This window comes from Haloechinothrix salitolerans (genome assembly GCF_042662605.1).
Lineage (GTDB): Bacteria > Actinomycetota > Actinomycetes > Mycobacteriales > Pseudonocardiaceae > Haloechinothrix_A > Haloechinothrix_A salitolerans.
The window spans coordinates 5,779,918-5,806,099 of record NZ_JBHSXX010000001.1 but is presented as its reverse complement, the minus strand read 5'-3'; the positions used below and the strand labels follow the sequence as shown (position 1 = coordinate 5,806,099).

The window sequence follows — 26,182 nt, the reverse complement described above, 5'->3', positions numbered from 1 at the left end:
AGGACGCCGCTTGGTCAGACCTGACGACCTCTCGGCCGAGTTGGTCCGGCTGCGCGAGCAGGCGGGCCTGTCCGGTAGAGCGGCAGCGGCCAAGGCTGGATTGTCGCAGTCCCGGCTGTCTCGGATCGAGCGCGGCGAGTTCATGCCGGACATCGACGAGGTTCGCCAGCTGTGCCGGTTGTACCGAGCGCCCGCCGAGGTTCGGCGAACGCTGACCCGGATCGCTGAGGGCATTCGCGAGGAGCGCGCGGCGGCGCGCGTGGTGCTGCAACGCGGTTCCTGGCGGATGCAGCAGCGGATCGGACGCATCGAGCAGGCATCCGCCCACGTTCGCAGCTTTCAGCCAGCGTTCGTGGTCGGGCTGCTGCAGACCCCGGAGTACATGCGCGGCGCGCCAGGCACACACGAACCCGACGAGACGCTACGAGCACGCATCGCACGTCAAGAGATCCTGTCGACCGACCGCAGCTTCACGTTCGTGATGACCGAAGGCGCGCTCTGCCTGAATGTGGGCGGGCCGGACGTGATGATTCCCCAACTCGAACGCCTCGCGGACATGGCCACCGGCGGCCGTCACCGGCTGGGTGTCATCCCGAAATCGGTGGCGGTGCCCACGCCGGAGCTACCGATGCACGCATTCCACCTGTACGACTCTCGCGCCGTGATTGTCGGGACCCTGACCGCCACCGCGATCATCACCGACTCTCGCGATGTCGCCGACTACGAGCAGGCGTTCGCCCAGTGGGAGCACACGGCCGTGTTCGGCGAGAAGGCCCGTGACGTCATCGATCGAATCGCCGGGGACTACCGCAGCCTGGGCTGACCGAAGTCCGCGCTACTCCATACGGTGAGTCAGCCTTGCGTGAGTCACAGTCGAGTGATTCACTGAGTCAGTCTTTAAGTGACTCACCCGAGGCGAGGAACTGACGATGGCTTTTGACCTACCCGCCGGGCTGACGCATCCCTACGACGCCGGCCGTGAGGCCGGGTTCACCTACCGGCACGGACTCACGTTCATCTGGGTGCGCGGCGACTCATACGTCAGCGTGCAGCGCGGGCGCGTCGCGAACGCCCGGCACGTGAAGGTGTTCACCGATGCCCACCCGGGCCACGACGTTCTCACCGACCGCCGACCGGTCGTCGACGTCATACCGGCGCCCAGCACGGATCAGTGGCGCGACAGTGGGGTCCTGGTCGAGCTTGCCGACCGCTGGCTCGCATCGCAGCGCGCGCAGCCGCGACGGTCGGCATGAACTCGCGCGATTGCTACGTGCTCACGGCTCTCCGCAAGGTCAACGGGGACATGGGCACGATCGTGCTCCGGCTCATGCGCGACATGCCCAACGGCGCGCTGCCCGCCGACAAGCTGCGCGAGCTGGCCGCGATCTTCGATGATCTGGCACGTCTGCTCGCGAACCGAGCGAGCGAGGTCGACCCCGCCGACGGGCAGCCGCTCGTCGTCGAGGGCGGCACCGAGTAGCCCCGGCCGGTGCGCACGCCCCGACCCTGCGCACCGGCCGGGGTTCCGCGCATCCGCACACAACCAATGCCTACAGTGAACCGAGCGAGGAGAAACACGAGATGGCCAAGGACAAGCCCGGTAGGCACGACGCCGATCGCGACGTGCACGGCAAACCCCAGCCGGACAAGTGGTCGAATGCCGGCGACAAGGACGACGGCAACAAGCACGGCACGAGTGGCAGCGACAAGAAATGACCGCACCGCACGCCACCGGCTGGCGCGAGCTGCTCGCCGACGTTCCCCGCGAGCCGTTTCTGCCCGACGTCGTCTGGATCGACGGACCCGACCGCACTTTCCTACCCGTCTCGCGGCAGCGCGACCCGCAGCGGTGGGCTGACGCGACCTGCGGCGACCAACCCGTGATCACTCAAGTCGATGACGGCGCGCCCCCACCGGGTCAGCCGGGCGTGGTCCCGACCAGTTCGGCGAGCATGCCGACCGTGGTCGCCGGAATGCTCGACGCGCTCGGCGCCGAGGCCGGCCATGCCGTCCTCGAAGTCGGCACCGGAACCGGATGGAACGCCGCACTCCTGGCGCGCCGTGTCGGGCCTACCGGGCGTGTCGTCAGCGTCGAGGTCGATCCCGCGCTCGCGGACACCGCCCGAAGCGTCCTCGCCACGGCCGGCGCGAACGTCGACGTGATCACCGGAGACGGCGAGCGCGGCTACCCCGACGGCGCGCCCTATGACCGGATCATCGCGACCGCGTCCGTTCGCGCGATCCCCTTCGCCTGGGTGCAGCAGGCACGGACAGGTGGTGTCATTGTGACGCCGTGGGGCACCGACTACTGCAACAGCACGCTCGCGCGCCTCGTTGTCGGCCCGGCAGGCGTCGCGTTCGGCCGTTTCCGCGACGGCTACTCGTTCATGCGTCTGCGATCACAACGCCGCTACCTCGTCAACCCCGACGGCACCGATCTCGACACCGCCAGCGCCGAGCACTCGATCACCGATCTCGACGGACGCGATGTCTATCGGATGATCACTGCCTCCGAGGCGGCATTCGCGATCGGTCTGCGGCTGCCGGACTGCCGAATGCTGTTCGAGGAAGACCGGCGCGGGCAGCGTCACCATACTGTCGAGTTGCACCACAGCTCGAGCGGGTCGTGGGCGCTTGTCGATGTCGACGTCGACCGGGGCAGGGGGTTCGACGTGTATCAGGCCGGGGCCCGCCGTCTTTGGGATGAGGCCGTCGACGCCTACCGATGGTGGCTCGCGCACGACACGCCAGGCGTCGAGCGGTTCGGTATCACGATCACCGCCGCGTCGCAGGTCGTCTGGCTGAACGATCCCGCCAGCGAGCACCACTGGATCGTTGGGTGACGGGTTTCGCGGCCGCCGCCATGTGGCGCTCGATCCGTGCGCACGGCGCAATCGAGAGGCAAACGGCTGATGGCCACCGCCTTCCTCTGGACCACTCAATCGGGGGTGTAGAAAGCGACAACCCAACACTCACGGGGGCCACAGCGGAGTGATTCTGTTCCATAGTGGACTGTCCACACGGCGTCAAGGGCTATGAAGGCGTGGTTGGGGATTTCGGTGGCGGGCTGGTGCCGAGCTTGGAGAGTTCCCCGGGTGAGCAGGTCGAGGGTGGTGGCGATCGCGTCGTGGTGGCCGAGGTCGGACAGCGTGGACCGCGGATGGATCTCGCGGTGCGGGCCATCGTTGGTGGGGTCCAGTCGGCGCATGGCATCGAGGGCGGCGCGCTTGCGGTCGGGGTTGATCTCATGGCAGCGGAGGAGGCCGCGCATGGCGCCGACGACCTGTTGGTACGCGTGTTCGCGTACAGGTTCGAGCCAGGCCGCGTCGAACTCGGGGCGAGCCGCGCATGGTAGTCGCGTAACAGCGTCGCGGTGTGGAGACGACGTCAATGTCGGCCGAGTGCTGCGGCGCGGACGAGACGATCTCGCGACTGTGGGCGGCTCCGTCGAGAAATTCGCTGCGGTGGGCCGCGAGCATGAGCATCGACGAGATGAGGCTGCTGATCAAATCGTCCGGCGCTTGTGCTTGCCGCCGTTTGTGGCCGCACCGTCGAGTGCCGGGACCATTGCAGCCCGAGTTGATCGCCCGCGGACTGGTGGTACGTCATTGCTCACGACGTCGCGCCGATGTCGGCTGTGGCCGTCGGCGGAGGTTCGCGTGAGGCGGGGTCCAGGCGATCACGCGAGCCTCCACTCCGTATTCGCTACGGCGGAGGCGGCAGTTTCCGCATCATGACGCCGAGGGGCGATAAGCAGATGAAGCCCGCAGTGTTGCGCCGGTGTCAAGGCTAGCGGTTCGTGAAGATGTCCCCGCTCGCGGAATGAGCGGGGACGTGGGGTGCGGGGAGCGCGGCTTTCAGAAGAACTGGGCCCCGAACATCGGCCAGGGGGTTTGATACCGGTGTTCGGGGCCCGACCACCGGGGGTGGGTGGTCCTGCGTCAAGCCAATCGGTAGTCATCGTGCCTGAGCGCTCCTCATGACGCCAGTCCCTTCACTCAATTAGCGGCACAGATGTTTCACTTGACAAAACTACCTGCCCTCCGGTCCGGTGCGCTCATCAGTGGCACGGCGAGGTCGTACGGCACCGTACGCTCACTTCTCGCCGCGATCGCCGTCGATCCACGGCGACATCTTTGGGATATCCCGCGGTTCTACGCGCGTGGGAGGTGCTGGTCATGTGCATGGTTATCGTTCGGGCTGGCGGGCACGGAGCTCTCGGGCGAGGTCGATGATCTCGGCGGAGGGGTGCTCGCCGAACTTGCCGAGTTCGCGGGTGAGCGCGGCGATGGTGGTGTCGATCTCTTCGTGTTGGCCGAGTTCTGCGTGGATGCGGATGATTTCGCGGTGCAGCCCTTCGTTGGTGGGGTCGAGTCGGCGCATCGCGTCGAGGGCGGCGAGCTTGCGGTGAGGGTCGTTGTTGTGGCAGCGGAGGAGGCCGCGCATGACGCCGACGATCTGCTGGTGGAGGTGTTCGCGTTCGGTTTCGAGCCACACTGCGTCGAGGTCGGGGGCGAGCTGCGCGTGGTAGTCGTGGAGCAGGGTATCGAGCGTTTGGGCGGGCTCCAGTTGCCCGGTTGTGTGGCGGCGCAGGGTGGTGTTGATTGTCCAGAGGTCGACGGTGATCAGGCGCGGGTTGAGGCTGTAGTGCTTGTCGTCGCGGGAAATGAGCTCGCGGCATGCGTCACCGATCGCGGGACGTAGTTGCTCGCGGAGCCGGGAGAGGTGGCCGTGAAGACGTCGACGTCCGGTGTCGGTGCTGATGTCGGGCCACAGGGTGGCGAGGAGCGTATCGCGGCGGATGCCGTCGGGGTGCAGAGCGAGGAGGGTGAGGATCTCGCGCTTCTTGGGCTCGATGTTGGCGATGAGGTCGCCGTGCTCGCGGTGGTGGAGGTGCATTCTGCCGAGCACCGTCAGCGCGAGTGGTGCGTGAACGGGTGGTGCTGTCGCCGCGTGGCCATCGCTCGCCGCAGTCTGTTGCTCGGTGGGCGAGTCAGGGTTCGGATCCGGCGGGATGGTGACGCGGGGATGCGGTGGTGGCGGTTCGTCGAGCGGGCGTAGCGGCGCGGGCTCGGGCGTGGGCCGTTCCTCCGCGTCGGCGATCGCGGCGTCGGCGGCGGTGGGATCGGTGGTGGCGTCGGCCTGTCCGAGGATGTCGAGCAACTCGCGGGTGTCGTCAGTCGGCAGCGCGAACAGCCGTGTGCCGCGCAGATCGACGTCGATATCGGTGGTCCCGACGCTGTGTTCGACGTGGCCGTCGGGACCGACGCGGACGGTGACGCCGCTGGGCCAGTCGCCGAGAATGATGGCGGAGATTCCGGCGGTGGCGCCAGCCTGCAGGATGCCGCGCAGCCGCCGCTGCTGGTCGGTGGGGTTGGTGCAGACGAGAACGAGCGGAGCCCGCTCGTCCTCCTGCGTGCGCCCGCGGGTCAGCAGTTCGGCCTCGACCCAGTCCAGCGCGGCCTGCGCGGTCTCGGTGGCGTGCAGCCGCGCGGGCGTGTTGGTGAGCTCGCTGATGTCTCCGAGTAGGTGGTCGGCATCGGCTCGGGGCAGGATCAGCCCCGGGGGAGTGGCGCCGTGCGGGTGGTCGACACCGGCAAGGAGGTCGGCGATGAGGGCGCGGGCGGCGGCCGCGGCTCCGGGCCCGGTGAGCCCGAGACCGCCGGTGCGGGCGAGATCCACGGCGACGGTCCGCCCGTCGGCGATGCCGATCGTGGTGCGCTCGTCGCCGGACGCGACGGCGGCTGCGGTGGCCAGCGCTCTATCCCTGACACCGAGGGCGCCCGGCCGCGCTGTGTCGTGGAGCGCGGCGATCAGGTCCCCGTGGCGGTCGCGAGGCAGGGCGGCCATGTCGTGGGCGAGGCGCATGGCCCGCACGATGGGGGTGTTGGTGAGCTCGTCGCGACGCAGACTGCCGGGTGGCCAGATGCGTTGTCGCCAGAGCCGGACCGTGATCGCGGCGGCGGTGATCAGGGCGGCGAGCCCGAGCCCGAGAAAGGCACCGGTCGGCAGGCTGATGCCGGTGCCCGACTGCGGTTCGGCTGCCAGCGGTGAGTCCGAGGGGTCGGGGGGTTCCGGTGGCTGGTCGGCAGCCGGGGTTGGTGGTGCTGGCGGTGCCGTTGAGGCTGGTGGGTCCGGCCGCTTCGTTGTGGGATCGGACGGCCCGGGAGCGGTGGCCCGGCCGCGCTGCGGCTCGGCTTCTGTTCCTGTGGCCGGAAGCGCGCTGGCAGGGATGCGGAGCCTCCAGCCGGGCAAGATCAGGTCCGGGCGGCGCAGCGCGCGACCGTCCGGTTGCGGTTGCCGGAAGTTGGCCTGGAAAATGGCGGGCCACTTGGTCGGATCACGGAATTCGCGGGCGGCGATGGTCCACAATGTATCGCCAGCCTCGACCTCAACATGGCGATCATCTGGGCATGGTCGTGTCTTGTCGGGTTCGGGTAGCCCGGTGGCGTCGGGTGGCAGGAGCAGTGACCATCCGATCTCGAGGTAGTCGGGACCCCGACGCAGTAGGTCGCGGTTGAGCGCCATGATTTCGGTGAATCGTCGGCTGTCGCCAAGGTGGTGTTCGGCGAGGTCTTCGAGGGTGTCGCCGGCGACCGTTGTAATCGTGGGACAGCGTGTGGTGGGGGTGTCGGGTTCGGCCATGTCGATGCCGCCGGGCGTGGCGCGTTCGAGGGTGTGGGAGGCGAACTCCACGTCGGTTGGGTGCTGCGGCGCGGAGGAGACGATCTCGGCGAGGGCGGGCGGTTCCGTCCCGGGCTCAGCCGCGCTGCCCAGCAGGAGTATCGAGGACACGAGGCTGCTGATCCAGTAGCGGGGACCGAGGCCGGCCGCTCGACGTCGTGCGTACGCTACCCCGTAGCGGAGCTGGATGACGAGTTCGAACGCGATCAGTCCAACCAGGGTGAGCCAGGCCAGCCAGCCGATGAGCAGCAGCCCATCGAAGACCAATGCGCCGGTGTTCCACGCGTCGCGGAGCCGATACCAGGCCCAGGGGGCGACCCTGTCGGCGGCGGGCCAGTCGTGCGGCAGCAGATCGCGCGGGTCGCCGCCCAGCACGAGCAGCGCGGTGGGCAGGCCGAAGGTGATCAGTGCGAGCGCGATCAGGGCGCCGATGCCAGTCAGAATGCGTCGTGTCATGGCTGACCCCGTGGTGGTGAGGTACCGATGGTGAGTTGGGCGGTGGCGGTGCCGGTCGCGGTGTAGCTGGCTCCGCCGAGCCCGAAGATCGCTGGCCTGCTGACGGTGACGGTGACCCGGACGCGGTGGGGTCCGATGATGGCGACGGTGCCGCGATACCCGGCTTGGTCGAGGTAGGAGCGTGCGGCGGCGACCGCGGCAGGAGTGTCCACTGTGATGGTCGCGCCCCGGGTGTCGACGGCGGTCTGCGCCGCCCGCGCGGCCTCCGCGGCCAGTGCATCGGCATCGCTGTGCGTGCGTAGCTGGCCTGCTCTGTCCACGACGAGAGCAACGACCAGCAGGAGCGCCGGGATCAGCACCGCGGCGAAGACGGTGATGGACCCTGCGTCGCCGTACCTTTTCATCACGGGGTCCTTGCGCGGAACGGATCGATGGGGCTGGCGAAGGTCGACGAGACCGTCACGCTGCCCGGCAGGCCAGGAAGCGCCGCGAGATCGGACAGCGAGATGCCGCAGCTGAGGCTAACCCGCGCCACCCCGAACTCACCGGGGCGCGCGGCGAACCCGCCGGTGTGTACGCTCACGTCCGGGCGGCAGGTCAACCCACGCTGAACGAGGACATCGGCGGCGGCGTCGCGGGCGGCGACCGTCGCGGCAGCCGGAGTGCGAGCCAGCGACGCGTCGCGGGCAGCGACCGCGGCGGCGTGATCAACCGCCTCTTGAGCGGAGTAGATCCGCCCACCCGCCGCCATGAGTAACCCGACGAGTAGAAACGCCATCGCCAGCACGGCCAGTTCGACGGTGACCGACCCGGCGTCATCGCAGCGGTGGGGCATCACGGGCTGCTCCCCGCTATCGAGAACCGCTCCACCGGAGCCGAGGAACCGACCCGGATCCGCAGCTCAATCCCGGGGATGGGCAGTAGCTTCTGCGCGGTACCGGTCGTCGTGACCATGATCGTGTCGACCCCCCGATGCGCGGATACGCCGGGCGCGGTGACGTCGTCGCTGGCCGCCCGGTTCAGGTAGGACAGCGCCGCCTCTTCGGCGTCGGCGCTGGTGCCGTGGACAACGCGGCCTGCGGTGACACCGGCTTGGGCGGCTTCCAACAGCGCATTGCGGGCATCCCAGAGCAACCCGCCCTGCACGATCCCCAGAACCACAGCGAGCGCGACGGGAAAAACGACCGCCATGCTGACCGTCTCGGACCCGGAGTCGTGCGGGTGCGGCCGATTACGGGCTGATTCGGCCACGGTAGGAGTCGACGACGGCCGCGATAGCGGCGGCGAGCCCGACCGCGAGGCCGAGCACGACGGCAACGATGACGGCTTTCTCCACGGTCTCGGACCCGGCGTCGCGGCGCGCGCAGGCTTGCCGCCACCGATCCTCGACCCACCCTGTCGCGGTGAACCACAGCAGTGTGAGGGCCGTGATGGCGCGTAGGATACCGACTGAGCACCGATTGTGTGGTGTGGACACGATTACCTCCTTCTCGTCGCCCTGATTACATGCCGAGGAGCTGGCTAAAGGCGGGATAGATCACGAGTAACAGCAACCCGATCAGCAGCAGCGTCACTGGCAGGGCGAGCCGCTGACTGCGACTGTTGGCGTCGGCCTTGTCCGCCGCCATGATGGCGCGGCGCAGACTGCGGGCTTTGGTCGTCAGCGTGGTATACACAGCCGCGCCGTCGGCGGCGGTCGCGGCGATGTCGGCGACGTCACCCGCCTCAGCTACCCCCATGCGGGCGCCCAGCCGGGTCAGCGCGTCCCACGGGGTATCGCCAGTGTGCTGAGCGCGCACGAGCGCGGCGTGCAAGCGCTGGAACGGCCACGAATCCGCGGCACGGGCGGCCTCGAGCAGCGCCGGCCCGGCGGCGGCGCCTGAGGCGCGTTCCTGCGCCACGAGCTTCAGCCAGGCGGCGATCGCGCGACGGAACTCGTGACGCCGGGTGCGAGTAGTCTCGGCCAGGTCGAGGACGGGAACCGCCGATCCCGCCGCCGCGCCGCCGCAGATCGCCAGCACGAGCAGGCCGGGCGGGACGCTGACCTGGGCGGCCACCAGCAGCAGCCAGAGCACGAGAGTCAGCGCGATACCGGCCCCTGTCCACGCGGCGCGGCGGGCGAGGTATCGGGTGGGGGTGAGCTCGCAGGCATCAAGGTCGCGGCTGGGGATGCCCCACCAACGATTGGTCGACCGTGCGGCCCGCACAGCCACCGGCAGCAGCAACCGCTCGCAGCGCCCGAGCCGGGCTTCGTCGCTGTCGGTGAGGTGCCCCCGGGCCTCAAGGCGCGCCACTGCTGCGGCCAGCCGGATGGGCGCGGGCCGCGCGAAGGCCGCCACGACGCAGGCGAGCGCGAGCCCGATCGCGACACCGGGCGCGGCGAACCAGACGGATCCGGGCATCACATCACCGCCCGCCGATCGAGTGCCGTGAACAGACGGGGGTTTCGACGCGGGCGCGACAGGACATGCATCCACCAGCAGGCCGCACCCATCAGCACCACGATCGCCGCCATCACCAACTGCCCGAGCAGCGTGCCGAACGGCGCCAAGAACTGGTCGGCGAACAGCATCAGCCCGGCAAGCACCACCGCGGTGATGGTGATGACCAGCCGGGTGTCGGTGCGTGGCTTGGCGCGATCGGCCTCAACGTCTCGCCGCGTGGTGACCTCCGCGGCCAGTTCGTCCGCCGTGGCCTCCAGCACGTCGACCAGGCCACGGCCACCTGCCCGGTGGCGCAGCAGCAGCGCGGCCACGACCTCATCGGCGGCCGGGTCGGCCAGCTCGTCGGCGAACATCCGCAGCGCGCGCTCCAGACCGCGGGTGCGCATGCGCACCGCCAGCGCACTTAGCTGGGCAGCAATCGGCTCCGGTGGCGTGCGCGCGGCACTGGTGATCGCCGACTCCAAGCCGCCCGCCCCGGACGCCAGCACGTCGGCAAGGCGGCGGGACCAGGAGCCCAGGGCGTCCAGCCGCTCGATCACCGCCTGCGCATCATGGCGAGCCACCAGCACCGGAACGACAACGACGCCTGCGCCGGTCGCCACGGCGGCTACCGGCCACCCGGTCACGAACAGCACGCCGAGCCCCGCTGCGGTCGCGATGACCGTACGTGTGCTGACTGCGTGTCGGCGCGCGAGGGTCCACCAGCGCGCGAGCCACAGCCGCATCGGGATCGGTGGCACGGTCGGTGCGTGGAGTGCCGCTACCGCACTCACCGCAGCCAGCGACAGCAGCACTCCCGGTGCGGCGAGCAGCAGCGGATTCGTCGTCATGGTCACTGTGCCTCCCAAACCGTTGCGAGCCGCGTCGGTTCGAAACCCGCTGCGGCTACCCGAGCGGCTAGCTCGCTGGTCGGCGCGAACACCGGGGCCGCGCCGGTGCCCGGAAGTGGCCGCGAATAGAGGCGGGTCGCGTCGGGACGTCCCGCGTCGCCGACCGGGCCGACCTCCAGCACTTCGGTCACGAAGCGCCGCCGATGGGGCCGACCGGCAGCGTCGGTGTCGTCGACCTTGACGACATGCACGATCAGGTCGATGGCCGATGCTGTCCACGCGGACGCCGCCTCGACCGACAGCGGGGGAGTGCCGAGCATGCCCAAGCTGGCGATGCGATCGAACGCCACACCCGCAGAGCGGGCGTGCAGCGTGCACATCCCGCCCGCCGCGCCGTTCCCCAACCCGCGCAGCATGGCCGTGATCTCGCCTCCGCGCACCTCCCCGACGATCACGCGGTGCGGGCTCTGGCGCAGCGCCTGCTTGAGCAGGTCATCCAACGTGATCTCACCGACGCCTTCGGCGTTGGCCAGTCGCGCCTCCATCGGCGTCACCAAGTCGAGGTCGGTGTCGATGTGTAGGCCGAGCTCGTAGTCGTCTTCGACAGTGATGACATGCTGTGTTGCCGGGATGGCGTGGCACAGCGCCCGTAGCGTGGTCGTCTTGCCGGCCGACGGGCCTCCGGTGACCAGGATGTTGCAGCCCGCCCGGACCGCAGCCGCGAGAAACTGGGCCAGCGTCTCGTCGAGGGTTCTGTGTTCGACTAGGTCGTCCAGCGTGGTGTGGGACAGTCGGTGTCTGCGGATCGCCACTCGCGGCCGATCCACCACCTCGATCAGCGCGCCCAGCCGCGCACCGAGCGGGCCGCCGCCGGGCAGTCGCAGGTTGCCGAGCGGGTGCGCGCGGGAGAACTCACGAGACGTTTGCCCCTGGTGGGCGAACACCGACGTGAGCATCTCGACCAGCGCCTCGTCGGATTCCGCCACCGGATGCGGCCAGCGCTGCAGCAGACCGTCGGCCAGTTCGAGGAAGACCCGGTCGCAGCCGTGAATGTGGATGTTCTCGACATCATCGCGGGCCAACAGCTGCTCAAGGGGCCCGAGCCCGGACAGGCCCGCCATGACCGCGCGGGTGAGTGCCCTCTCGGTCTCCACGGTCGGGGGCGGGACGCCCCGTTCGGCCTGCCGCCGAACCCATCCCGACACCTCGTCTTCGACATGGCGGGCGGCGCGCGCCCTGCCCTGCGGCGAGTTGGCGAACGCTGTGAACGGTCCGTCATGCTCGAGACGCTCAGCGACCCGGCCGCGGATCTCAGCAACGGTACCGGCATCGATCGCCGCCCATCCGGCAGCGACCCGCCGCCCGGCGCCGTTGGCGGCGACGGCGGCGGGCGTGTCGGGAACGAAGTCACCGGTCTCCCACGGGTGGCTCATGACTGGCCACCTCCGATCGCCGACTGTGCCCGCTCGGTTGTCGCCGGGTCCGGCTGCCGCAGCGGGGGTGGGGGTGGCCGCAGGTTCAATGCGTGATGCAGTCGTGTCCCCGCCGTAGTGGCCGCACGAACGAGCGAGGACCGCAGCGTGAACGGTTCGCCCGCGTTGACGCCATCGGAGAACACCCGCGCCGTCCGGGGATCGTCGGGCAGCTCGAGATTGACCCGGTGGCCGAGCGCCTTGCGGATGTCCCGTGTTCCGGCCGTCGTGGTGGCCAGCGCGGCGATCCCCAGCCGGTCGGGTTCCACGCAGCGTCCCAGCTCCGCCAGCGCAGGAGCGGCCGCCAGCACGTGCCGAGCGAGTGGTCGAACCGCGAGCAGCGTCAGGTCGGCGACGTTCAGCAGCGGGCGCGGGGTCCACCCACCGAAGCGGCCGGCATCGATCAGCACATCGCTGTGATCGGTGGCGCCTCGCTCGCGCACGGCGTGCGCGAGACGCTGCCAGCTTGCCGCGTCGAGGGCCGTGCGCTGCGCCTGACCATCCAGGCCACGCAACAGCCGGGCACGAGGAGCCACCGGCACCACCTGAAGGTGCGGCTCCAAGGCGTCCGCCGCGCCGGCTCGTGTGTGCCGGGTCGCCGTCGCGTAGCTGAGCACCCCTCGATCCGTCGTGAGGTGGCCGTCCACCAGCCACTGGCCCAGCCAGCCCGCAGCCAGATCACCGCCACCGGGATCGCAGTCGGCGAGCAAGACCGGACACGGCCACGCGTAGGCCAGCACAGCGGACGCCGTCGACACGCCGGGCGCGCACTTCGGCGACAACAGAACGATCACGGCCATCGCGATCACCTCACCGCCCCGGCCCCAGTACCAACAGCACCACGTGGCCGGCGGCCGCCGAGCTCGCCCGCTCAGCAACGGCCGCGCTCACCAGCAGCTCGACGGTGACCGCACCCTGAGGATCCGGCGCGCCCACCCCGAGCACCGTGGCGTCGAACTCCCCACCCGCCGGGTCGTCGATGCCGGTCTGCGGGTCGGCGACGGGAACGACGCGAACCATCCCGCCGGGACGGAGGCCCCGGGCAGGCAAGGTGCCCGGTTCCGTGCGCACCGCGACCACCACTTCGCCTGCGGCTGGGACACTCTGCTGCCGCACCTGACCGGGAGTGATCACGGTGCCCGCCGGGATCGTCGCGACGGCTGTGCGCCCCACGATGCTGCCGCGCTTGGTAGCCGCGACCGTCCGCGCGGGCCCGTCGGCCGCGACCAGGGCCGTGGTCAGGTCGGCACCAGTGACGACGGCGCCGAACGGAATGTCACGCGCGGCCACCAGCGTCTCCACCCGCTGATCAACCGCCGAGAACAACGCGTAGCTACCCGCCCCCGACGTCACCACCAGCGCGACCGTCACGGCCAGCAGCCACCAGCGTCGGCGGCGCGGAACCCGCGGCACGCGCAGTGTCCTATCGGCCTGACCGGTCTCTCCAGTAGCCAGGCCGGGCCGGGAAAAGAGCGCAAGAAACTCCACAGAGGTCACCTACCTCGTGTGCTTTGAATCGCTTACCGATATGAGCCCGCCCGTACGGATGGGACGGGCCGGTTGTCCGCCGGGTCAGTTCCGCAACGACTGGGCCTCGGCCACTGCGAACGACTCGGTGGTACGGGAGATCATGTCCGGCAGCTCACCTCCCTCATCGGTCGCGCCGGTCGAGCCGCGCCAGCTCACCGACCAGCTGATCGCATACTCCGCCGTGGTCTGCTCATCGGGCATGCCATACGTCGAGCGGCGGAAAACCAGTCCACAGTCCGGGCTTGGGGCGTGCAGCCCGTACGAGCGGTCGTACGGGGTACCCGGCCCCTCGCAGGCGATCCGGTGCCCCATGCCCGAGTCGAACCGGATCCGGGTCGGACGCGCGGTGACCTCCGCCCACACCGGACCCACCTGCACACGCTGTGACTGCGTCGTCCAGTCATCCGGATCAGTCCAAATCCAGGTGTGCTCGTTAACCAGCGTCGCCGCCCGCCCATCCGCGAGCGTTAGCCGTGGTGATATGCGCGGCGTCGGCATGGGTAACACCAACCTCTGCCGGGCACGCTCCGCCAGCTCAGCAGGATCCGGCAACACCGCCACGGGATTACCGCCGGCCGCGCCAGTACCGACTACCCAGCCACCGCTCGCGTCCGCGCACCGCACCGCGAACGCCTGCGACTCGTCCCCGCCGCGGGACCCGAGGTATAGGTCGGGCATCATCGCCTTCAGCGCTTCGACGGTCTTCTCGCCCGTCACCCCGCCGACGCTGGGGATAGGTTCGAACGTGCACACCGGCGCTGACCGCGACGACGCGGCGGCCGGCGTGCCGCTACCAGCGCGACTCGCATCGCTCTCAGACTCTCGCAGCCCGTACTGAGCAGTCATCCGCACGCTGGGGGATTCGGCAATCCTGAAGTGGTCACCAGGAACCACGGTGACCTGCCCGGACTCGTCACTGTCGTGATCAGCTAACGCGGAACCACCGGTGGGGAGCATCAACACCGCGACGAGCATGGCCGTCACGCTGGCGAATCCGAATCGCGGGAGTGGTTGCATCAGCACTCGCCGCCCGGGTAGTTGATGTCGGCGACTTTCCAAGTCCCATCGTGGCGCTTCAATCGGGCTTCGACCGGGTTGCGGGCGATACCGACGGTCTTGTGCTCGCCAGTCTTCGCGTCGGCAACGCCGGAGTGCGATGCGTCCTGGCAATCCGTGACCTTTGCTGTGGCGCCGTCGATCTCGACACCTGAGATACGGGCCCGCACTTCGCCGTAGGTCCTTTCCCCATTCAATGATTGGAAGCGGGCCGCTTGGAGCGAGATCTTCAGCTGTGGGTTGACTGCGACCTCGGCGAGTTGTTCGTCCCACCGTGTTTCGGACTTCTCGTCGAGCGATTGCAGCACAACCCAGAACTGCTTGTATGCGATCACGATGGCGTCTCGATCACTAGTCCGAGTCGCCGTGTTCGTGGGGGCGGTCAGTGTGCTGGTATCAGCAGGCGTCTTCGGTGCGGATTCGGCGTCACACGCGGTGATACCCAGTAACATGGTGGTCCCGAGCAGCAGAACACGCCGTCCGCCGCTGTGCCTGCGGGCGGTCTGTCGGGAATTCCACCTACGAACCACCACGACTTCCGATCAGATGACCCACTGACGCAATGACATCACATTGTGTATTCATTTGCTTACCATGGCGTGTCGGCTGCGTTCAAACGAAGCCGACGATTCAGGGTTCAAAACGAGGTCCCGTGCGAGAACCTCGGCTCAGTGGAGCAAGACCTCGAGCACGGTACCTGCGATCAGGGTGGGGCCCGCGGGGATGGTGGTAGACCTCCGTCGGCGCAGACACCAAACAGTAATGGCAACCAGCGAGGTAAAGCCGGTGGCCAGCAACATGCCTCTGGCCAGACCCGACACTCCGAACCAGCCGAGATACAACGCGAGTGTCCCGTACAACAGGGTGTCGCCGCCGCCTGTGTGGCCTGGCCACAGTAGCTGTACCGCTGCCGCGATGGCCAGTACCAAAGCCGCGGACAGGATGGCAGCCAGGAAGGAAGTCCAGCGGTTCTCGATCATCGCAGCACCAGCAAGCGACACGGCTCCACCGAGCGCCATAGCTACCGTTTCGCGGTAGGGGAGGCGCCGGTGCTGAATATCGATGACCGCTAAGACCACGCCGGTCGCCACCAGCCACGACCACGCCAGCCAGGTTGCGGTACCTGCGTATCGCAGAGCAACGAGTCCGAGCAGCACGCCGGTGACCATCGACATCACGGCCACGATCCGCGTCGAGGCCCCTCCACCGCGCCACCAAGGCAGGGTGGAGGAACAAGCCGATAGCGATGCCCGCTCTGCCCATGCCGACAACGCAGGTCCGAGCAGGGCTCCAAGACAGGCTGCGAGTGCCGCGGGCCAGAGCGGCGCATTCATGACGGTCAGGCCCTGCGCTGAGGTCACACCCGTATCGAACGCGGCTTACGTCATCTGCGCATGCGTGCGACGCGATCACATCACTCGATAGTGGTATCGGAACGTCACGGATGGCGCCTCACCCAGTCTCACGGGAAACAGGCACCTGCCTACGCGCACCGAGAAGGAGTGGGAAGCAAGCCAGGTGTACACGATTAATCCAATGAACCGGGCTGTGATCTCCTCCAGCTTCGTTGAAGACAAACCGTGGAGAGTGCGTCTTGATGCTCATGCAGCCGAGCAGTGACGAGCCAACTGTCACAGTGCTAGAAGGCCTGCAACGTCAACTCAACCACAAGTGGGCACCGCACGTGCTCGCGGCTCTTTCATACCACCCACACCGTTTCGGGGAACTACGTGACGCCATTGCGCGTATGTCCGACGGAAAGCTCGTTGGTGAGAGCGTGCTTGCGAAGACCTTGCAGGACCTGCAAAGGAACGGGCTAGTCAAGAACACGCAGGACGAGTCCACGTGGCCGATCATCGTATCGACGTACGCCTTGACGGAACATGCACGTCGCAGACTGCCCGAACTGCTGGCGACCGCACGTCAGTTTCTTTCCGTACCTGAAGATCACGCCGGTTGAGACGCTGTCGCACGGCGCCTCAATGCATCGTCCGCTGTTCGCGCGCCGTGGGCTGAATGAACCACGTCGCACGTTCGAGCTCCCGGAGGGGCACCACGCAGATGGATGGCCGTCTGGCCAGGGAGTTTCGACTGGCCGCTTGGTGATCGAGGGCAGTTTCCCGGTCGATCGGCCCGGCGGCAGTACTTGATGGCCACACGGACGCTGGACTTTCTGTCGGACGCCAGCCTGTCGACACTGCCCTCATCGGGGCGGAGCACTGCCGACCCATCAGCGTACTTGGGGCTGGGCCCAGCGCATTAGCAGGGGCCGTCAGCACGTCCGTGTAGACTCTGCGCAGGGCGACCAAGCACCCACTCGGTCCTGTGCGTTCGACCGCGCAACTCACTGGTCGAACGCACCACGCGGGCACTGCACACCACCCCGAATGCCCGGCGTGCCTTGAACGCCGCCCTAGCGATGGCGGGATAGCTGTCGTTTCAATCTTGAGCGGCATCGTTCCGAGTATCCCGGGCCGAGCCGAATACTATCGCGGCGACACCACTCCGCCGTGATCAGCGCCGCAGCCGCAAGTACCCGGAGCGTGGCGGTGGCAGCGCCGGGTGTTACGTACACCTCCACACCCCACGCACCGCGATCATCCTGTCCATCCCCGCGTGGGACGCGGCCATCCAGGCGTCGATGCGCGCAGCCGACGCGATCGCCGGCTCCTCAGCAGACGACACGGCTCGAGCTTCTTCGTATGCGCCACCTCAAGAGGCATTGTGACCACCCCGATTAGCTACGCTGCCGTAGCAATCGTCCAGCATACGTTTCCTTCTGAACTACGCCTGGCGACGGGACTGCGCCGCGACTATCGATCAGGCACCGAAAGTGCAGGTAGAGGCCATGCTGGCCTCCACTTCACTATGCGTGTGCGTTCTCCGTGCTCTCTGCAGTTGGAATGCCACCACGCCCAGCTTGAGAGCACAGCAATGGCAATGGCGCGCCGAAAGTCGCCACTCTCGAAGTGGCTGGCGTGCCAGCCGGGCGAGTTCGCCGATCGTCCTCGTCGCTGACGCCTACCGCCAGCCAGGCTGACCGTGCGACCGCTGGACCTTGCTGATCGTGCGCGAACTCGTGCCGGGGCCACGGCGCTTCGCCGACCTGATCGACGGTCTTCCGGGGGTAAGACGCAACCTCCTTACCGTGCGGCTGCGTAACCTCGAACGCGACGGCGTCATCGCCCGCCACGAGCTTTCACCTCCCGCTGCCCGTCAGGTGTATGCGCTGACCGATGACGGTCGCGATCTGGCCGACGCGAGGACTCCGCTGATCGGCTGGGGCGCTCGACGGCTCACCGAGCCCAAATCCGGAGAGAGCTTCCGCGCGCGCTCGGCGGCCGTAGCGATGGCAAGCTTCGTCGACTGGAGGCCACCAAGGGGATCCGGGAGACCTACCAGTACCGCGTCGGAGTCTCGGCCTTCTACTTCGCCATCGACGACGGCTCGATCCAGTTTTACGATGGCTGTGCCGAGGATCCCGCCGTCGTCGTGACCACCGACGAGGAGACCTGGAGGGATATCGCTTCGGGCAAGACGACTACGTCAGCGGCGGCCGCCAGCGGCGCTCTCACAATCAGCGGCGACCGGCAGACCACCAAGTGCCTAGGCAGGATCTTCTCCCGCAAGGAAGTGCGCGCGGCGGCGAAAGCGGCTATCACCGCCGCACATCAACACTGATGAGAACAGAGACCACCCGAGGCGAGACGGATCCGCGATGGAAGGCTCTGGCGCAGTTATCGGCGCAGTCGGCGCCGCGCATTCGTACCGCAAAAACCACGAACAGGCCGTCCCGCCGGAGGCGAAGACCGCCTGCCATCGGCTCTGTCCCCGCTGTATCACGAGCGTTCTCACCAACCGGTCGAACAGTCGCTGACACCAACGCGGGTGACGCCGTTTGGCCCCACGTCGGCCGTGCTTGGTGTCGAAATCAACGCCGTTTGATCATGAGGGAGGCTGGCCGCTAACAGGAGCGAGCACCGCAACGACATGGTAGTACCGCGCGGAACCCCCGGTCCGCGCGGGAAGAGGGAGGTCGACGTGGACGCGCGAGCGGGCGAGCCGGAATTTCCGAGTTCCTGGCCGGCCGAACCGGCCCGTCCTTCGACGGTGCGTGAGCAGCGCAGGGCCACCATCGGTCATCGCGCCGTCATCCGTTCGGCCAGCAGTCGAGGTGTTCCGTCCGGGGGTGTGTGATTGAAATCGGCCCAGCGCCGATGTCATCGCCGAAGGCGTCGACGACCGCTCCGTTCATCTGCCACGGGGGGTGCTGGACGCGGGTTGGCCAGGTGTCAGCGCTCGACTCGACGTCCGGTCCCGAGCCGGTCGGCTGGGGGTGTGTCTGGCTTGAGCTGGCTAACCAGTTCGCCGGGATCAACCTGGAGCACGTAGGCGAGGTCGAGCAAGGTCGTGAGGCTGGGCAGCATACGGCCGTTTTCGTAGTTGCTGATCGCGGCGACCGTGCTGGCTGCCTGGTAGGCGAGCTCGAGTTGAGTGAACCTCGCCGCTTTACGGTGCTGCCGTAGGCGGCGGCCGAGCTCGGCTGCGGCGAGTTATAGAAAACAACAACTTGTTATCTAGTTATTTATAAACGTATAGCGTATCTCTGGTGCTTCTATCAAGGTTTCGACGTGCCGAAACCGCCGCCGCCCATGTCCGCCGAGAGGGGCGAGATGGGGTGTTGCATCGTGCGCACGACGGCCACAGTGAGCGCGATGTCGTTGTGTGCCTTGGCGCGAGCCCGGATCCCACAGGGGTGTGAGTGCGCGCTGGCGTTCGCACTGGCGGTGCGCGCCGGGCGGGAAATCGGTCCGGATACCGACGCGATGTGTCGCGAGTGCGGCACCTGGTGGTCGATGGCCCCTCCCTGGCAGACGTGGCTGCGGTCGTGGGACGGCGAGCCGCTGTGTGCCGACTGCGCGGGCGATCTCGAACTAGACGCCGAACTCAGGGGATTCGCCCAGCTGACGGCGGATCTGGAGTCGTCAGAAGTGAGGGAGTTCGGGTGAAGAAGGCTGATCTCAAGGCGGGCGCGAGCTGTGGGTGTGCAACCCCCAGCCAATCCCCAGCCGCCGGTTCCGCCGCGCCAGGCACGAGATCCGGCCCCGTCAGGCGGACCATCCCGGCGGCTCCACCGTCGGCTACCTGGTTGTCCTGCTTCGCGTCGACGCGGCCCGCCGTGCCGTCCACCCGAGCAACTTGCCGCGCTGAAGATACCGACAAGGCTGACCGGGCGGAGCCTAGCCATCTGGGACGCGGAACTGCGCAAACGCGGGGCAGAACTGGTCCTCATCAACAACGCCCACCTGGTGGGCGAGTATCACGCCGCCAACGCCGAAGAGCAGGAACGCGATGACCGGGAACCGTCCACACGGGTGTACTGAGCGACGTGTGTCACTGTCGCGCGATCCGCTCGCCCCTTATTCGGGGCATCCGTACTCTGTAAGTCACGCTAGCGGGGATATCGCACGACGATCGGGTGAATCGACGTGCTGATACCGGATACCGAGCGGTACCAGATCGCGCTCGGCAACGAGCTGCGAAGAATGCGGAAGGCTCGGGGCTGGACCCGCCGCGACGTCCAGTCGCACCTGTCGATGTCAATCTCAACGCAAACCCTGGCCGCATGGGAACACAGCACACGGGCCATCAACGTGACTCGGTTCGCCGAGCTGTGCCTGACCCTCGGCGATCGCCCCCACGCTGTGCTGGAGCGCGTCGACCACGCCGTCATCGGAGGCCACGACACCGCGATCACTATGGACCTGGCGAGTGTCGTCGAGATCGCCCACCCCGAGCTGCGGCCACTACGCCGGTGGGCGGCGGCACGGCTCAACGAAGGCGGCGCAACGGCGATCACGCTCCCACCCGCCGCCGTGGATCGCCTGGCGCAGCTATGCGACATCCCATCCGACCAGCTCAGGGTGGAATTGGCACACGCCGGCGGTGTTGGCGGTCAGGACAGCGACGTCGGTCAGTTGGCGTCATGAACGCCAAGCTGCGGCGGTGCACCGCGCTGGCTGTGCTGAGCGAACTCGACTGGGAGGTGCTGCGCGCGGTCCCGCAGCCCACCGTCATCAAGGAGCTCGACCCGTGGCTGCGCTGCGAGCTCTCTCACCGTCACCGCGGGCAGCACCACGCGCTGGCCCAAGGTGACGCCAAGCGCCGCGACTGGTGGCTGCGCTGGACCGATGACGCCACGATCCGCGATCGCGATCTGGCGATCCTGCTGCCCTGCGCGGCCGACGCGGCCAATGAGGCGAGCGCCGAGACAGATCCCTGTCTGCTGTTCGCCGGGCACGCGGGACCACACTCGTTCCAGATCGACCGCCACGACCTGCAGCCCTACACGAAACCCCCTTGTGAGGGCGGTGAGGCCGGTGCAACCACTACGGTGGCGCGTGTTCTCGCCGTGCATCGGCTCACGCAGCCTATGGCCGACTACATGCGCGAGCTGGGCACGCTGGAGCAGGTGTGCGGAACCCGCTCGAAGGCGCATCGTGGCCTAACCACGGCGACGCTGGCGCCCCAGCTCGTCCGCGTCGACGTGCACACCCCCGGACTCGCGACTTCGCTCATCGACGACATGGTGCGGGTGCCCGTCCCGATGCCGTACGCACCATGGCTTGGCTCCCTGACACTCAAGACCAGTGTGCCGATCACGCTGACACCAAACGGCCGCTGCGTGCTCGCCGAACTAGCGCCGTTCTGGCACTCCTAACCGACTCGGCCACCACCGGCCTGCTCGTCCGCTTCTGTCGGTTCGGGGTTGAGTATCTGGGCGCCGCGATCGGCACGTGGTTCAGCGGCGCAGCCAGCGGCGGCGTGATACCGCTGGACGGTCCCTGGATGGGTCGATTCCGTGACTCTCCAGGTCGGGGTTCCTGGTGGTCGTGGTCGTTCTCGTCGCGGTCACGAACTGGGTCGGCGCTCGGGTGCGTGAGTGGTCAGTCGAGCCCGTTGGTGCTATCGCGGTAGAGATCGCCGGTGCTGGCGCCGGGGACGACGGCAGGTGGACCGGAATCCACCCAGACCTGGTAGCCGTCGCCGGCCAGGATGGTTTGCGCCGGTGTTCCAGTCCGCTGCCAGGTGAGCACCGGGTGTGGGCTGGTGGTCATTCAGTGGGTCGCCATCGTCGATCACCGGGTGAGTTCGCGCGAGACGCGCACGCATCCGGCCGCCACGCATGCGACCCGGCCGTTCGGGTCGGTCAGTTCGACGTCGTAGATCCCGTCCGCCCACGTCCAGGAGCTGGAGGTGGTGGGCTACACCGACAGAACGACCTCGCTGTCTCGCGCATCCGCGTTGCCGAGCGCACTTGACCACTCCTGCAGCACCTCGGTCACATCGAGGTGCTCGCGGACGTGAGCGCGCATGCTTCAGCCGGTGACGTCGGCGGGTCGGTCTTTCTCGTCGCGAATGGGCCAGGAGGTGGCCCAGATGGGTGCCCTGTTCGATGACGAGATCGGTGTCCGCGGTCACGTGTCCTCCCACCGATGCCGTGCCGTGCTGGCGTCGGTAATCGCGGTCAGGCGGGGCTCATCACTCGGCTATGCCAGCTGCGGTTCGCATGTCCGAGCAGTACTCGGGCGTGCCGAGGGTGCTGGGGGCCGGGAAGGGGATGCGGGACCAGAACGCCAGTACCTCCGGATCGTTGTTCACAGGTGTGGTGGACCATCGGTACCGGTCGCTGGGCGCGCGCATTACCGATGCGGCAACAAGGAGTCTGCCGAGTCCCCGCCGCCGACATCCCGGGTCGACCCGGATCTGCTCAAGTACGGCTCGGCGGCAGGGCGCACAGATCATCAGATCAGCATCGGCGACACTGCGGGGGCCGAGGTACACGGCGATCTGGCCTAGCCCGCCTCGCACCGACGGGGGTGTCACCACGAGCGCCAACCCGCGTCCGGGAGGTTCGGCAGTGTGCGTGAACGGATCGATCAGAGCCCAAGTCGAGTGCTCATGGCCCAGTTCGCGACACACCTCGCAGGTCACTGTGGTGGCGTCGTAGAGATGGGAGTGCCCGAGGCTGACCCGCGCGATCCGGAAGTCATGTCCCCGCGGGCAGCTACCGCCCAGGGTGGTGTCGGTTGTCGGTAGAACCGGCACCAGGCTCCCGTAATCGCCTGAACTCACGATCGCCCGCAACGCATCATCGATCACACGTTCGATAATACAGCGCTGGATCTGGTCTGTGGTCGAACGCGTCGACCTGCGTCTGCAGCTCGGCCAGGCTGCTAGCGAGTGGCTGCTTGTCGAGGTAGCGGAACAGTGTCTGGTGGAAGCGTTCGTTCTTGCCCTGGGTGGTCGGCTTGTAGGGCTTGCCGGTGATCGGCTCCACGCCCAGGCCCGTCACGTGCACGACGAACTGGCCCAGGGATCCGCGCCGCGACGGGTTGAGCGCGACCCCGTTGTCCGACAGCAGCCGCTGGGGAACACCGTGCGCGGCGACGGCCTTGTCGAAGACCGAGATGGCGGCCTCTGCCGTTTCACTCGAAGCGACGTGGGAGGCGACCGCGTAACGGGAGTGGTCGTCGATGAGCTGGAGGATCACGCACTTTCGTCCGCCAGTCAGCACGTATTCGGTCGCGTCCAGCTGCCAGCACGCGTTCGGTGCCGGATACACGAACCGGCGCCACGCCGAGCGTGGCTTCTTCTTCGGCTCGAGCCGAGCGACGCCTGCCTGGCGGAAGATCCGGGCCAGCGACGCAACCGAGGGCACCACCTCCAGTCCCATCGCGTGCATCTTGTCGTGCACGCTGATCGGCCCGTGGTCCAGGCCGGAAGCCTCCAGCGCCGCGCGCACCTCCACGGCTTGGGCTCTGACCTCGTCGGTCAGCTTTGACGGGCTCGACCTCGGGCGCCTGGGTCTGGGCTCGAGCACCGCGGCCGGCCCATCGTCCTTCGCGCGCTTGCGCAGCTCGTAGAACGACTTGCGCGAGATGCCGTGCTCGGCACAGAAAGACGAGACCGCGCCACGAGGAGCGTCCTCGGGCCACTGCGAGATCGCGAGACGGACACGGGGATCGATGGATTCATTGGCAGCCACCGCCACAGCCTCGCGGCCAAAGCGTCACCACCAAGACCACCAGAACTGTCACCGATGTCCTGATACAGAACCGTCACCGAAGTCCTGCGACATGACATCTGGTCTAACATCTGGTCTAACATCCCTGTTCTTGGGGGAGTGCCAAATCTTCCGCTAGCGGCTACCGCATGGGGCGACGCTCGGCTGTCATCGGCGGTCTCGCAGTCGTTTGCGTCCGTGGTGTCGCTACGGGCCCGGATGGCTGCTGTTCTACAGCAGTTCGGCGGAGGCGGTTTCGAAGCCCAGCGCTTGTCCGATGTGGGCAATGGCCTGGCGCGGAAGGTCACGCGGCGTGTCGTCCGACAGGATCCAACCGATACCGCCGTCGAGTGATGCCAGTGTCGCCTCTCGCGGGTCTCGCCTTGGTCAGGCGTCTGTCCCGGCCGCAGTTCGGATGTTGGCCTCCAGGTGTTCAGTGGATGTGGTGCCCGGGATCGGCAAGACAGCCGCTTCCTGCGTGAGCAACCAACGAAGGGCCGAGGCAGGGGAGGCGGGTTCGGTACCGCTGCTGTCGCGGCGGTGTTGGGTGGCCAGCGGCGCGTAGGGCACGAACGCGGTGTGGGTCTGGGTGCAGTATTCGAGCACCGAGCGGTCGCCCTCGGCGATGTTGAACTTGTTCTGGACGGCGGCGATTGCCGTGATCTCGCGCGCGGCGATCAGCTGGTCGACGGTGACCTTGGACAGGCCGATGTGGCGGATCTTGCCTTCGTCGCGGAGCGCGGCGAGTTCGCTGAGTTGGTCGGCGAGCGGGACGTGCGGGTCGATGCGGTGCAGGTAGTAGAGGTCGATGCGCTCGAGCGCGAGGCGGCGCAGGCTCATCTCGACGCACTGGCGCAGGTATTCGGGGCGGCCGACCGGTGCCCAGCGGTTCGGGCCCTGGCGGGTCATGCCGCCCTTGGTGGCGATCACGAGTTCGGCGGGGTAGGGGTGCAGTGCCTTGCGGATGAGGTGTTCGCTGGTGTCGGGGCCGTAGGCGTCGGCGGTGTCGATGTGGTTGATGCCGAGGTCGACGGCGCGGCGGAGGACGGCGTGGGCGGTGTCGATGTCGGCTGGGTGATACCAGTGGCCGGGGCCGGTGAGTTGCATGGCGCCGTAGTGAGGTGTGTCTGAGTTAATTGACCAATCGCGGGTTGAAATACCCAGCCACGGCCGGTGCGTGGTCATTGGTTCTCCTCAGGTGCTCTGCTTCGACGGTATGCCAGGCGGTTCTCGCGTGCTTGGGCGAGTCCGTCGCGTCGGTTCTTGCGGATGGCGTCACCTCGTCCTTCGTGTTCGTCGTCGGGCGTGACATACCCGATGGCGGCGTGCAGCCTGACCCCGTTGTATTGGGCCCGTACGAGCTCGAGTTCGGCTTCGAGCTCGCCGGGGTCGCGGATCTTTTCCAGGTGCGGCCACTCGCCCTTCACGTGCCCGAACAGCGTCTCGATCCACGCCTGATCGGTCGGTGTGCCGGGCCGTCCGAACTGGCGGGCGATGGCCACACCGGCGAGGAACTCGCGGGTGGTGTGGCTGCGCATCTGCGGCCCGTTGTCGCTGATGGCCAGCAGCAACGGCAGCTGCCCGTCACCGATCGCGGTGCCGACGGCGTCGCGGTCGCCGGAGGCCAGCGCGGCCACCAGCGCGTCGGTCGCGCGGGCGTCGGCGGCCGCCCACAGGTTCTCGGCCTCCAGCGCGTCGGTGAAGGCGACCTCGACCTGGGTGGAAGACTCCTCGGCCGACACCAGGGTGGTGATCCACTTGCGGGAGACGATGTCGAGGATCGCGATCGCGGCGACCCGGGCGCGGGTGAAGTGCGTGAAGTCGTAACCCCACACCCGGTTGGGCTTCCACTCCAGCCAGGGCGGCCACTCCGCCCGACCGATCGGCTCGCGGGGCGGCTGACCAGGAAGAACGAGCCGTTCGGCGGCCAGGATCCGCCGCACCGTGGACTCGGAGACATGCACCAGTCCGATCCGCGAGCCGCGGTGGGCGAGCTTGCGATGACTACGGTCGGTCTCGCCCCAGGTCTCGAACAGCTCCACGACCGCGGCCCGCTCGCCCGGCAGGATCCCGTGCAGGGGATGCCCGCCCGGCGGTAGGTCGTCCAGCCGCCCGGCGGCCTGGCGGGCCAGCCACGCCTGGTAGCGACCGTGTTCCAGGCCCAGCCGGTCACATGCCCGCCGCGCCGACCAGCCACGCTCGACGGCGTGCTCGATCAACTCGAGTAGGCCGGCCTTCACGTCAGCGTGCACCCGCGCCGGGACCGGGCCGGCCATCAGCCCCAGGCGGGTTTTCCTCGTGCAGATGCAGCGCCACCGCCTGCTCGGTCACCGTGGCGCGCAGCCGCTCGGCCTCCGCCCGCGCCTCCTCCAACTCCAGCTGCTCGACTGTCTTGCCCGGCCGGCCCGGCCGAGCCGACAGCGCGGTCAGCGCGCCCTGCTTGGCGGTACGGCAGATCGTGGTCACCGTGGTGCGGTCGACCTTCCACTTCTGCGCGGCCTCCCGCTGCGTGCACTGCCCAGTCAGCACCGACACATACATCTCGTACTTCTGGCTCGGCGAGAGCAGCCGTCGCTGCTTGCGTGCCTTCATGGGCGTATTGGACGTCATCATCAGCCTCCGGAACGGTCAGACACACCGCTT

The 26,182-nt window shown here is 68.0% G+C and carries 29 protein-coding genes and 3 pseudogenes; 12 read left to right on the top strand and 20 right to left on the bottom strand.

Annotation, left to right across the window (positions count from 1 at the left end):
• Positions 1–10 precede the first annotated feature (10 nt).
• The 6 genes from ACFQGD_RS27715 (at position 11) to ACFQGD_RS27690 (ending at position 3,355) form a co-directional block, all read left to right on the top strand.
• Complete coding sequence (locus ACFQGD_RS27715) at positions 11–823, top strand: helix-turn-helix domain-containing protein (protein ID WP_345401592.1); 813 nt, start codon at positions 11–13, stop codon at positions 821–823.
• A gap of 106 nt (positions 824–929) precedes the next feature.
• A complete protein-coding gene (locus ACFQGD_RS27710; RefSeq protein ID WP_345401595.1) occupies positions 930–1,253 on the top strand; it encodes a hypothetical protein in 324 nt (107 codons plus the stop codon).
• Positions 1,250–1,480 carry a hypothetical protein gene (locus ACFQGD_RS27705; protein WP_390183682.1) on the top strand — a complete coding sequence of 77 codons (231 nt, stop codon included), beginning with the start codon at positions 1,250–1,252 and terminating at the stop codon, positions 1,478–1,480. Before ACFQGD_RS27710 ends, ACFQGD_RS27705 begins: the two co-directional genes overlap by 4 nt.
• A gap of 101 nt (positions 1,481–1,581) precedes the next feature.
• Positions 1,582–1,716: a hypothetical protein gene (locus ACFQGD_RS27700; RefSeq protein WP_345401601.1), complete on the top strand. Its 135-nt coding sequence runs from the start codon at positions 1,582–1,584 to the stop codon at positions 1,714–1,716.
• Positions 1,713–2,843, top strand: a complete 1,131-nt coding sequence (locus ACFQGD_RS27695) for a methyltransferase domain-containing protein (RefSeq protein ID WP_345401604.1) — start codon at positions 1,713–1,715, stop codon at positions 2,841–2,843. Before ACFQGD_RS27700 ends, ACFQGD_RS27695 begins: the two co-directional genes overlap by 4 nt.
• Positions 2,844–3,007: 164 nt before the next feature.
• Complete coding sequence (locus ACFQGD_RS27690) at positions 3,008–3,355, top strand: hypothetical protein (RefSeq protein ID WP_345401607.1); 348 nt, start codon at positions 3,008–3,010, stop codon at positions 3,353–3,355.
• Between the two features lie 833 nt (positions 3,356–4,188).
• Here ACFQGD_RS27690 and ACFQGD_RS27685 read toward each other — a convergent pair.
• The 13 genes from ACFQGD_RS27685 to ACFQGD_RS27625 all read right to left on the bottom strand — a co-directional run bounded on the left by ACFQGD_RS27685 (position 4,189) and on the right by ACFQGD_RS27625 (position 15,647).
• The gene (locus ACFQGD_RS27685; RefSeq protein WP_345401610.1) at positions 4,189–7,140 is read right to left on the bottom strand and encodes a LysM peptidoglycan-binding domain-containing protein; all 2,952 of its coding nucleotides are present in this window, start codon (positions 7,138–7,140) and stop codon (positions 4,189–4,191) included.
• Positions 7,137–7,544: a pilus assembly protein TadG-related protein gene (locus tag ACFQGD_RS27680; protein ID WP_345401613.1), complete on the bottom strand. Its 408-nt coding sequence runs from the start codon at positions 7,542–7,544 to the stop codon at positions 7,137–7,139. Before ACFQGD_RS27680 ends, ACFQGD_RS27685 begins: the two co-directional genes overlap by 4 nt.
• Positions 7,544–7,975 carry a TadE/TadG family type IV pilus assembly protein gene (locus tag ACFQGD_RS27675; protein WP_345401668.1) on the bottom strand — a complete coding sequence of 144 codons (432 nt, stop codon included), beginning with the start codon at positions 7,973–7,975 and terminating at the stop codon, positions 7,544–7,546. The genes ACFQGD_RS27680 and ACFQGD_RS27675 overlap by 1 nt, the downstream gene beginning before the upstream one ends.
• Positions 7,975–8,391 (bottom strand): TadE family protein, encoded by a 417-nt coding sequence (locus tag ACFQGD_RS27670; protein ID WP_345401616.1) that lies wholly within the window; start codon positions 8,389–8,391, stop codon positions 7,975–7,977. Before ACFQGD_RS27670 ends, ACFQGD_RS27675 begins: the two co-directional genes overlap by 1 nt.
• On the bottom strand, positions 8,372–8,617 hold the full coding sequence (locus ACFQGD_RS27665) for a hypothetical protein (RefSeq protein WP_345401619.1): 246 nt from the start codon (positions 8,615–8,617) through the stop codon (positions 8,372–8,374). The genes ACFQGD_RS27670 and ACFQGD_RS27665 overlap by 20 nt, the downstream gene beginning before the upstream one ends.
• A 25-nt stretch (positions 8,618–8,642) precedes the next feature.
• Entirely contained in the window at positions 8,643–9,542 is a 900-nt protein-coding gene (locus tag ACFQGD_RS27660) for a pilus assembly protein TadB (protein WP_345401622.1), read from the bottom strand.
• Entirely contained in the window at positions 9,542–10,414 is an 873-nt protein-coding gene (locus ACFQGD_RS27655) for a type II secretion system F family protein (RefSeq protein WP_345401625.1), read from the bottom strand. The genes ACFQGD_RS27660 and ACFQGD_RS27655 overlap by 1 nt, the downstream gene beginning before the upstream one ends.
• 2 nt (positions 10,415–10,416) lie before the next feature.
• Complete coding sequence (locus tag ACFQGD_RS27650) at positions 10,417–11,847, bottom strand: CpaF family protein (RefSeq protein WP_345401628.1); 1,431 nt, start codon at positions 11,845–11,847, stop codon at positions 10,417–10,419.
• Positions 11,844–12,686 carry a hypothetical protein gene (locus tag ACFQGD_RS27645; protein WP_345401631.1) on the bottom strand — a complete coding sequence of 281 codons (843 nt, stop codon included), beginning with the start codon at positions 12,684–12,686 and terminating at the stop codon, positions 11,844–11,846. Before ACFQGD_RS27645 ends, ACFQGD_RS27650 begins: the two co-directional genes overlap by 4 nt.
• Before the next feature lie 10 nt (positions 12,687–12,696).
• On the bottom strand, positions 12,697–13,374 hold the full coding sequence (locus ACFQGD_RS27640) for an SAF domain-containing protein (RefSeq protein ID WP_345401634.1): 678 nt from the start codon (positions 13,372–13,374) through the stop codon (positions 12,697–12,699).
• Between the two features lie 84 nt (positions 13,375–13,458).
• Complete coding sequence (locus tag ACFQGD_RS27635) at positions 13,459–14,433, bottom strand: hypothetical protein (RefSeq protein ID WP_345401637.1); 975 nt, start codon at positions 14,431–14,433, stop codon at positions 13,459–13,461.
• On the bottom strand, positions 14,433–14,807 hold the full coding sequence (locus ACFQGD_RS27630) for a hypothetical protein (RefSeq protein WP_345401639.1): 375 nt from the start codon (positions 14,805–14,807) through the stop codon (positions 14,433–14,435). The genes ACFQGD_RS27635 and ACFQGD_RS27630 overlap by 1 nt, the downstream gene beginning before the upstream one ends.
• 333 nt (positions 14,808–15,140) lie before the next feature.
• Positions 15,141–15,647 (bottom strand): prepilin peptidase, encoded by a 507-nt coding sequence (locus tag ACFQGD_RS27625; protein WP_345401641.1) that lies wholly within the window; start codon positions 15,645–15,647, stop codon positions 15,141–15,143.
• Positions 15,648–16,069: 422 nt separating this feature from the next.
• Between ACFQGD_RS27625 and ACFQGD_RS27620 the strand changes: the two genes are divergently transcribed.
• From ACFQGD_RS27620 to ACFQGD_RS27610, 3 genes and pseudogenes are all read left to right on the top strand, one after another.
• On the top strand, positions 16,070–16,432 hold the full coding sequence (locus ACFQGD_RS27620) for a winged helix-turn-helix transcriptional regulator (RefSeq protein ID WP_345401644.1): 363 nt from the start codon (positions 16,070–16,072) through the stop codon (positions 16,430–16,432).
• Between the two features lie 1,098 nt (positions 16,433–17,530).
• Positions 17,531–17,758 (top strand): annotated as a pseudogene (locus tag ACFQGD_RS27615) (winged helix-turn-helix transcriptional regulator); the annotation flags it as partial.
• On the top strand, positions 17,752–18,153 hold the full coding sequence (locus tag ACFQGD_RS27610) for an SCP2 sterol-binding domain-containing protein (RefSeq protein ID WP_390183686.1): 402 nt from the start codon (positions 17,752–17,754) through the stop codon (positions 18,151–18,153). The pseudogene ACFQGD_RS27615 and the gene ACFQGD_RS27610, both read left to right, overlap by 7 nt.
• A 611-nt stretch (positions 18,154–18,764) precedes the next feature.
• Here ACFQGD_RS27610 and ACFQGD_RS27605 read toward each other — a convergent pair.
• Positions 18,765–19,001 (bottom strand): annotated as a pseudogene (locus ACFQGD_RS27605) (helix-turn-helix domain-containing protein); the annotation flags it as partial.
• Positions 19,002–19,160: 159 nt separating this feature from the next.
• On the opposite strand from ACFQGD_RS27605, the gene ACFQGD_RS27600 reads away from it, so the two are divergent.
• From ACFQGD_RS27600 to ACFQGD_RS27590, 3 genes are all read left to right on the top strand, one after another.
• Positions 19,161–19,481, top strand: coding sequence for a hypothetical protein (locus ACFQGD_RS27600; RefSeq protein WP_345401647.1), 321 nt, complete (start codon positions 19,161–19,163; stop codon positions 19,479–19,481).
• A 480-nt stretch (positions 19,482–19,961) separates the two neighbouring features.
• Entirely contained in the window at positions 19,962–20,462 is a 501-nt protein-coding gene (locus tag ACFQGD_RS27595; RefSeq protein WP_345401650.1) for a helix-turn-helix domain-containing protein, read from the top strand.
• Positions 20,459–21,193: a hypothetical protein gene (locus ACFQGD_RS27590; protein WP_345401653.1), complete on the top strand. Its 735-nt coding sequence runs from the start codon at positions 20,459–20,461 to the stop codon at positions 21,191–21,193. The genes ACFQGD_RS27595 and ACFQGD_RS27590 overlap by 4 nt, the downstream gene beginning before the upstream one ends.
• A gap of 226 nt (positions 21,194–21,419) precedes the next feature.
• Here the strand turns inward: ACFQGD_RS27590 and ACFQGD_RS27585 are convergent, their stop codons facing one another.
• The 6 genes and pseudogenes from ACFQGD_RS27585 to ACFQGD_RS27560 all read right to left on the bottom strand — a co-directional run bounded on the left by ACFQGD_RS27585 (position 21,420) and on the right by ACFQGD_RS27560 (position 26,131).
• On the bottom strand, positions 21,420–21,590 hold the full coding sequence (locus ACFQGD_RS27585) for a hypothetical protein (protein ID WP_345401656.1): 171 nt from the start codon (positions 21,588–21,590) through the stop codon (positions 21,420–21,422).
• A 424-nt stretch (positions 21,591–22,014) separates the two neighbouring features.
• The gene (locus ACFQGD_RS27580) at positions 22,015–22,635 is read right to left on the bottom strand and encodes a GNAT family N-acetyltransferase (RefSeq protein WP_345401659.1); all 621 of its coding nucleotides are present in this window, start codon (positions 22,633–22,635) and stop codon (positions 22,015–22,017) included.
• A gap of 31 nt (positions 22,636–22,666) precedes the next feature.
• Positions 22,667–23,521, bottom strand: a pseudogene (locus ACFQGD_RS27575) (DDE-type integrase/transposase/recombinase); the annotation flags it as partial.
• Positions 23,522–23,926: 405 nt separating this feature from the next.
• Positions 23,927–24,724 carry an aldo/keto reductase gene (locus tag ACFQGD_RS27570; protein ID WP_345401662.1) on the bottom strand — a complete coding sequence of 266 codons (798 nt, stop codon included), beginning with the start codon at positions 24,722–24,724 and terminating at the stop codon, positions 23,927–23,929.
• Complete coding sequence (locus ACFQGD_RS27565) at positions 24,721–25,815, bottom strand: integrase core domain-containing protein (RefSeq protein ID WP_345398882.1); 1,095 nt, start codon at positions 25,813–25,815, stop codon at positions 24,721–24,723. Before ACFQGD_RS27565 ends, ACFQGD_RS27570 begins: the two co-directional genes overlap by 4 nt.
• A complete protein-coding gene (locus ACFQGD_RS27560; protein WP_390221086.1) occupies positions 25,781–26,131 on the bottom strand; it encodes a hypothetical protein in 351 nt (116 codons plus the stop codon). The genes ACFQGD_RS27565 and ACFQGD_RS27560 overlap by 35 nt, the downstream gene beginning before the upstream one ends.
• Positions 26,132–26,182: the final 51 nt, after the last annotated feature.

Excerpts from the sequence above, each read along its gene's own strand:
- ACFQGD_RS27710 (WP_345401595.1), top strand. The coding sequence starts at position 930 with ATGGCTTTTGACCTACCCGCCGGGCTGACGCATCCCTACGACGCCGGC.
- ACFQGD_RS27705 (WP_390183682.1), top strand. The coding sequence starts at position 1,250 with ATGAACTCGCGCGATTGCTACGTGCTCACGGCTCTCCGCAAGGTCAAC.
- ACFQGD_RS27700 (WP_345401601.1), top strand. The coding sequence starts at position 1,582 with ATGGCCAAGGACAAGCCCGGTAGGCACGACGCCGATCGCGACGTGCAC.
- ACFQGD_RS27695 (WP_345401604.1), top strand. The coding sequence starts at position 1,713 with ATGACCGCACCGCACGCCACCGGCTGGCGCGAGCTGCTCGCCGACGTT.
- ACFQGD_RS27685 (WP_345401610.1), bottom strand. The coding sequence starts at position 7,140 with ATGACACGACGCATTCTGACTGGCATCGGCGCCCTGATCGCGCTCGCA.
- ACFQGD_RS27680 (WP_345401613.1), bottom strand. The coding sequence starts at position 7,544 with ATGAAAAGGTACGGCGACGCAGGGTCCATCACCGTCTTCGCCGCGGTG.
- ACFQGD_RS27675 (WP_345401668.1), bottom strand. The coding sequence starts at position 7,975 with ATGCCCCACCGCTGCGATGACGCCGGGTCGGTCACCGTCGAACTGGCC.
- ACFQGD_RS27660 (WP_345401622.1), bottom strand. The coding sequence starts at position 9,542 with ATGCCCGGATCCGTCTGGTTCGCCGCGCCCGGTGTCGCGATCGGGCTC.
- ACFQGD_RS27655 (WP_345401625.1), bottom strand. The coding sequence starts at position 10,414 with ATGACGACGAATCCGCTGCTGCTCGCCGCACCGGGAGTGCTGCTGTCG.
- ACFQGD_RS27650 (WP_345401628.1), bottom strand. The coding sequence starts at position 11,847 with ATGAGCCACCCGTGGGAGACCGGTGACTTCGTTCCCGACACGCCCGCC.
- ACFQGD_RS27645 (WP_345401631.1), bottom strand. The coding sequence starts at position 12,686 with ATGGCCGTGATCGTTCTGTTGTCGCCGAAGTGCGCGCCCGGCGTGTCG.
- ACFQGD_RS27635 (WP_345401637.1), bottom strand. The coding sequence starts at position 14,433 with ATGCAACCACTCCCGCGATTCGGATTCGCCAGCGTGACGGCCATGCTC.
- ACFQGD_RS27625 (WP_345401641.1), bottom strand. The coding sequence starts at position 15,647 with ATGTCGATGGTCACCGGCGTGCTGCTCGGACTCGTTGCTCTGCGATAC.
- ACFQGD_RS27620 (WP_345401644.1), top strand. The coding sequence starts at position 16,070 with ATGCTCATGCAGCCGAGCAGTGACGAGCCAACTGTCACAGTGCTAGAA.
- ACFQGD_RS27590 (WP_345401653.1), top strand. The coding sequence starts at position 20,459 with ATGAACGCCAAGCTGCGGCGGTGCACCGCGCTGGCTGTGCTGAGCGAA.
- ACFQGD_RS27585 (WP_345401656.1), bottom strand. The coding sequence starts at position 21,590 with ATGACCACCAGCCCACACCCGGTGCTCACCTGGCAGCGGACTGGAACA.
- ACFQGD_RS27570 (WP_345401662.1), bottom strand. The coding sequence starts at position 24,724 with ATGACCACGCACCGGCCGTGGCTGGGTATTTCAACCCGCGATTGGTCA.
- ACFQGD_RS27565 (WP_345398882.1), bottom strand. The coding sequence starts at position 25,815 with ATGGCCGGCCCGGTCCCGGCGCGGGTGCACGCTGACGTGAAGGCCGGC.
- ACFQGD_RS27560 (WP_390221086.1), bottom strand. The coding sequence starts at position 26,131 with ATGAAGGCACGCAAGCAGCGACGGCTGCTCTCGCCGAGCCAGAAGTAC.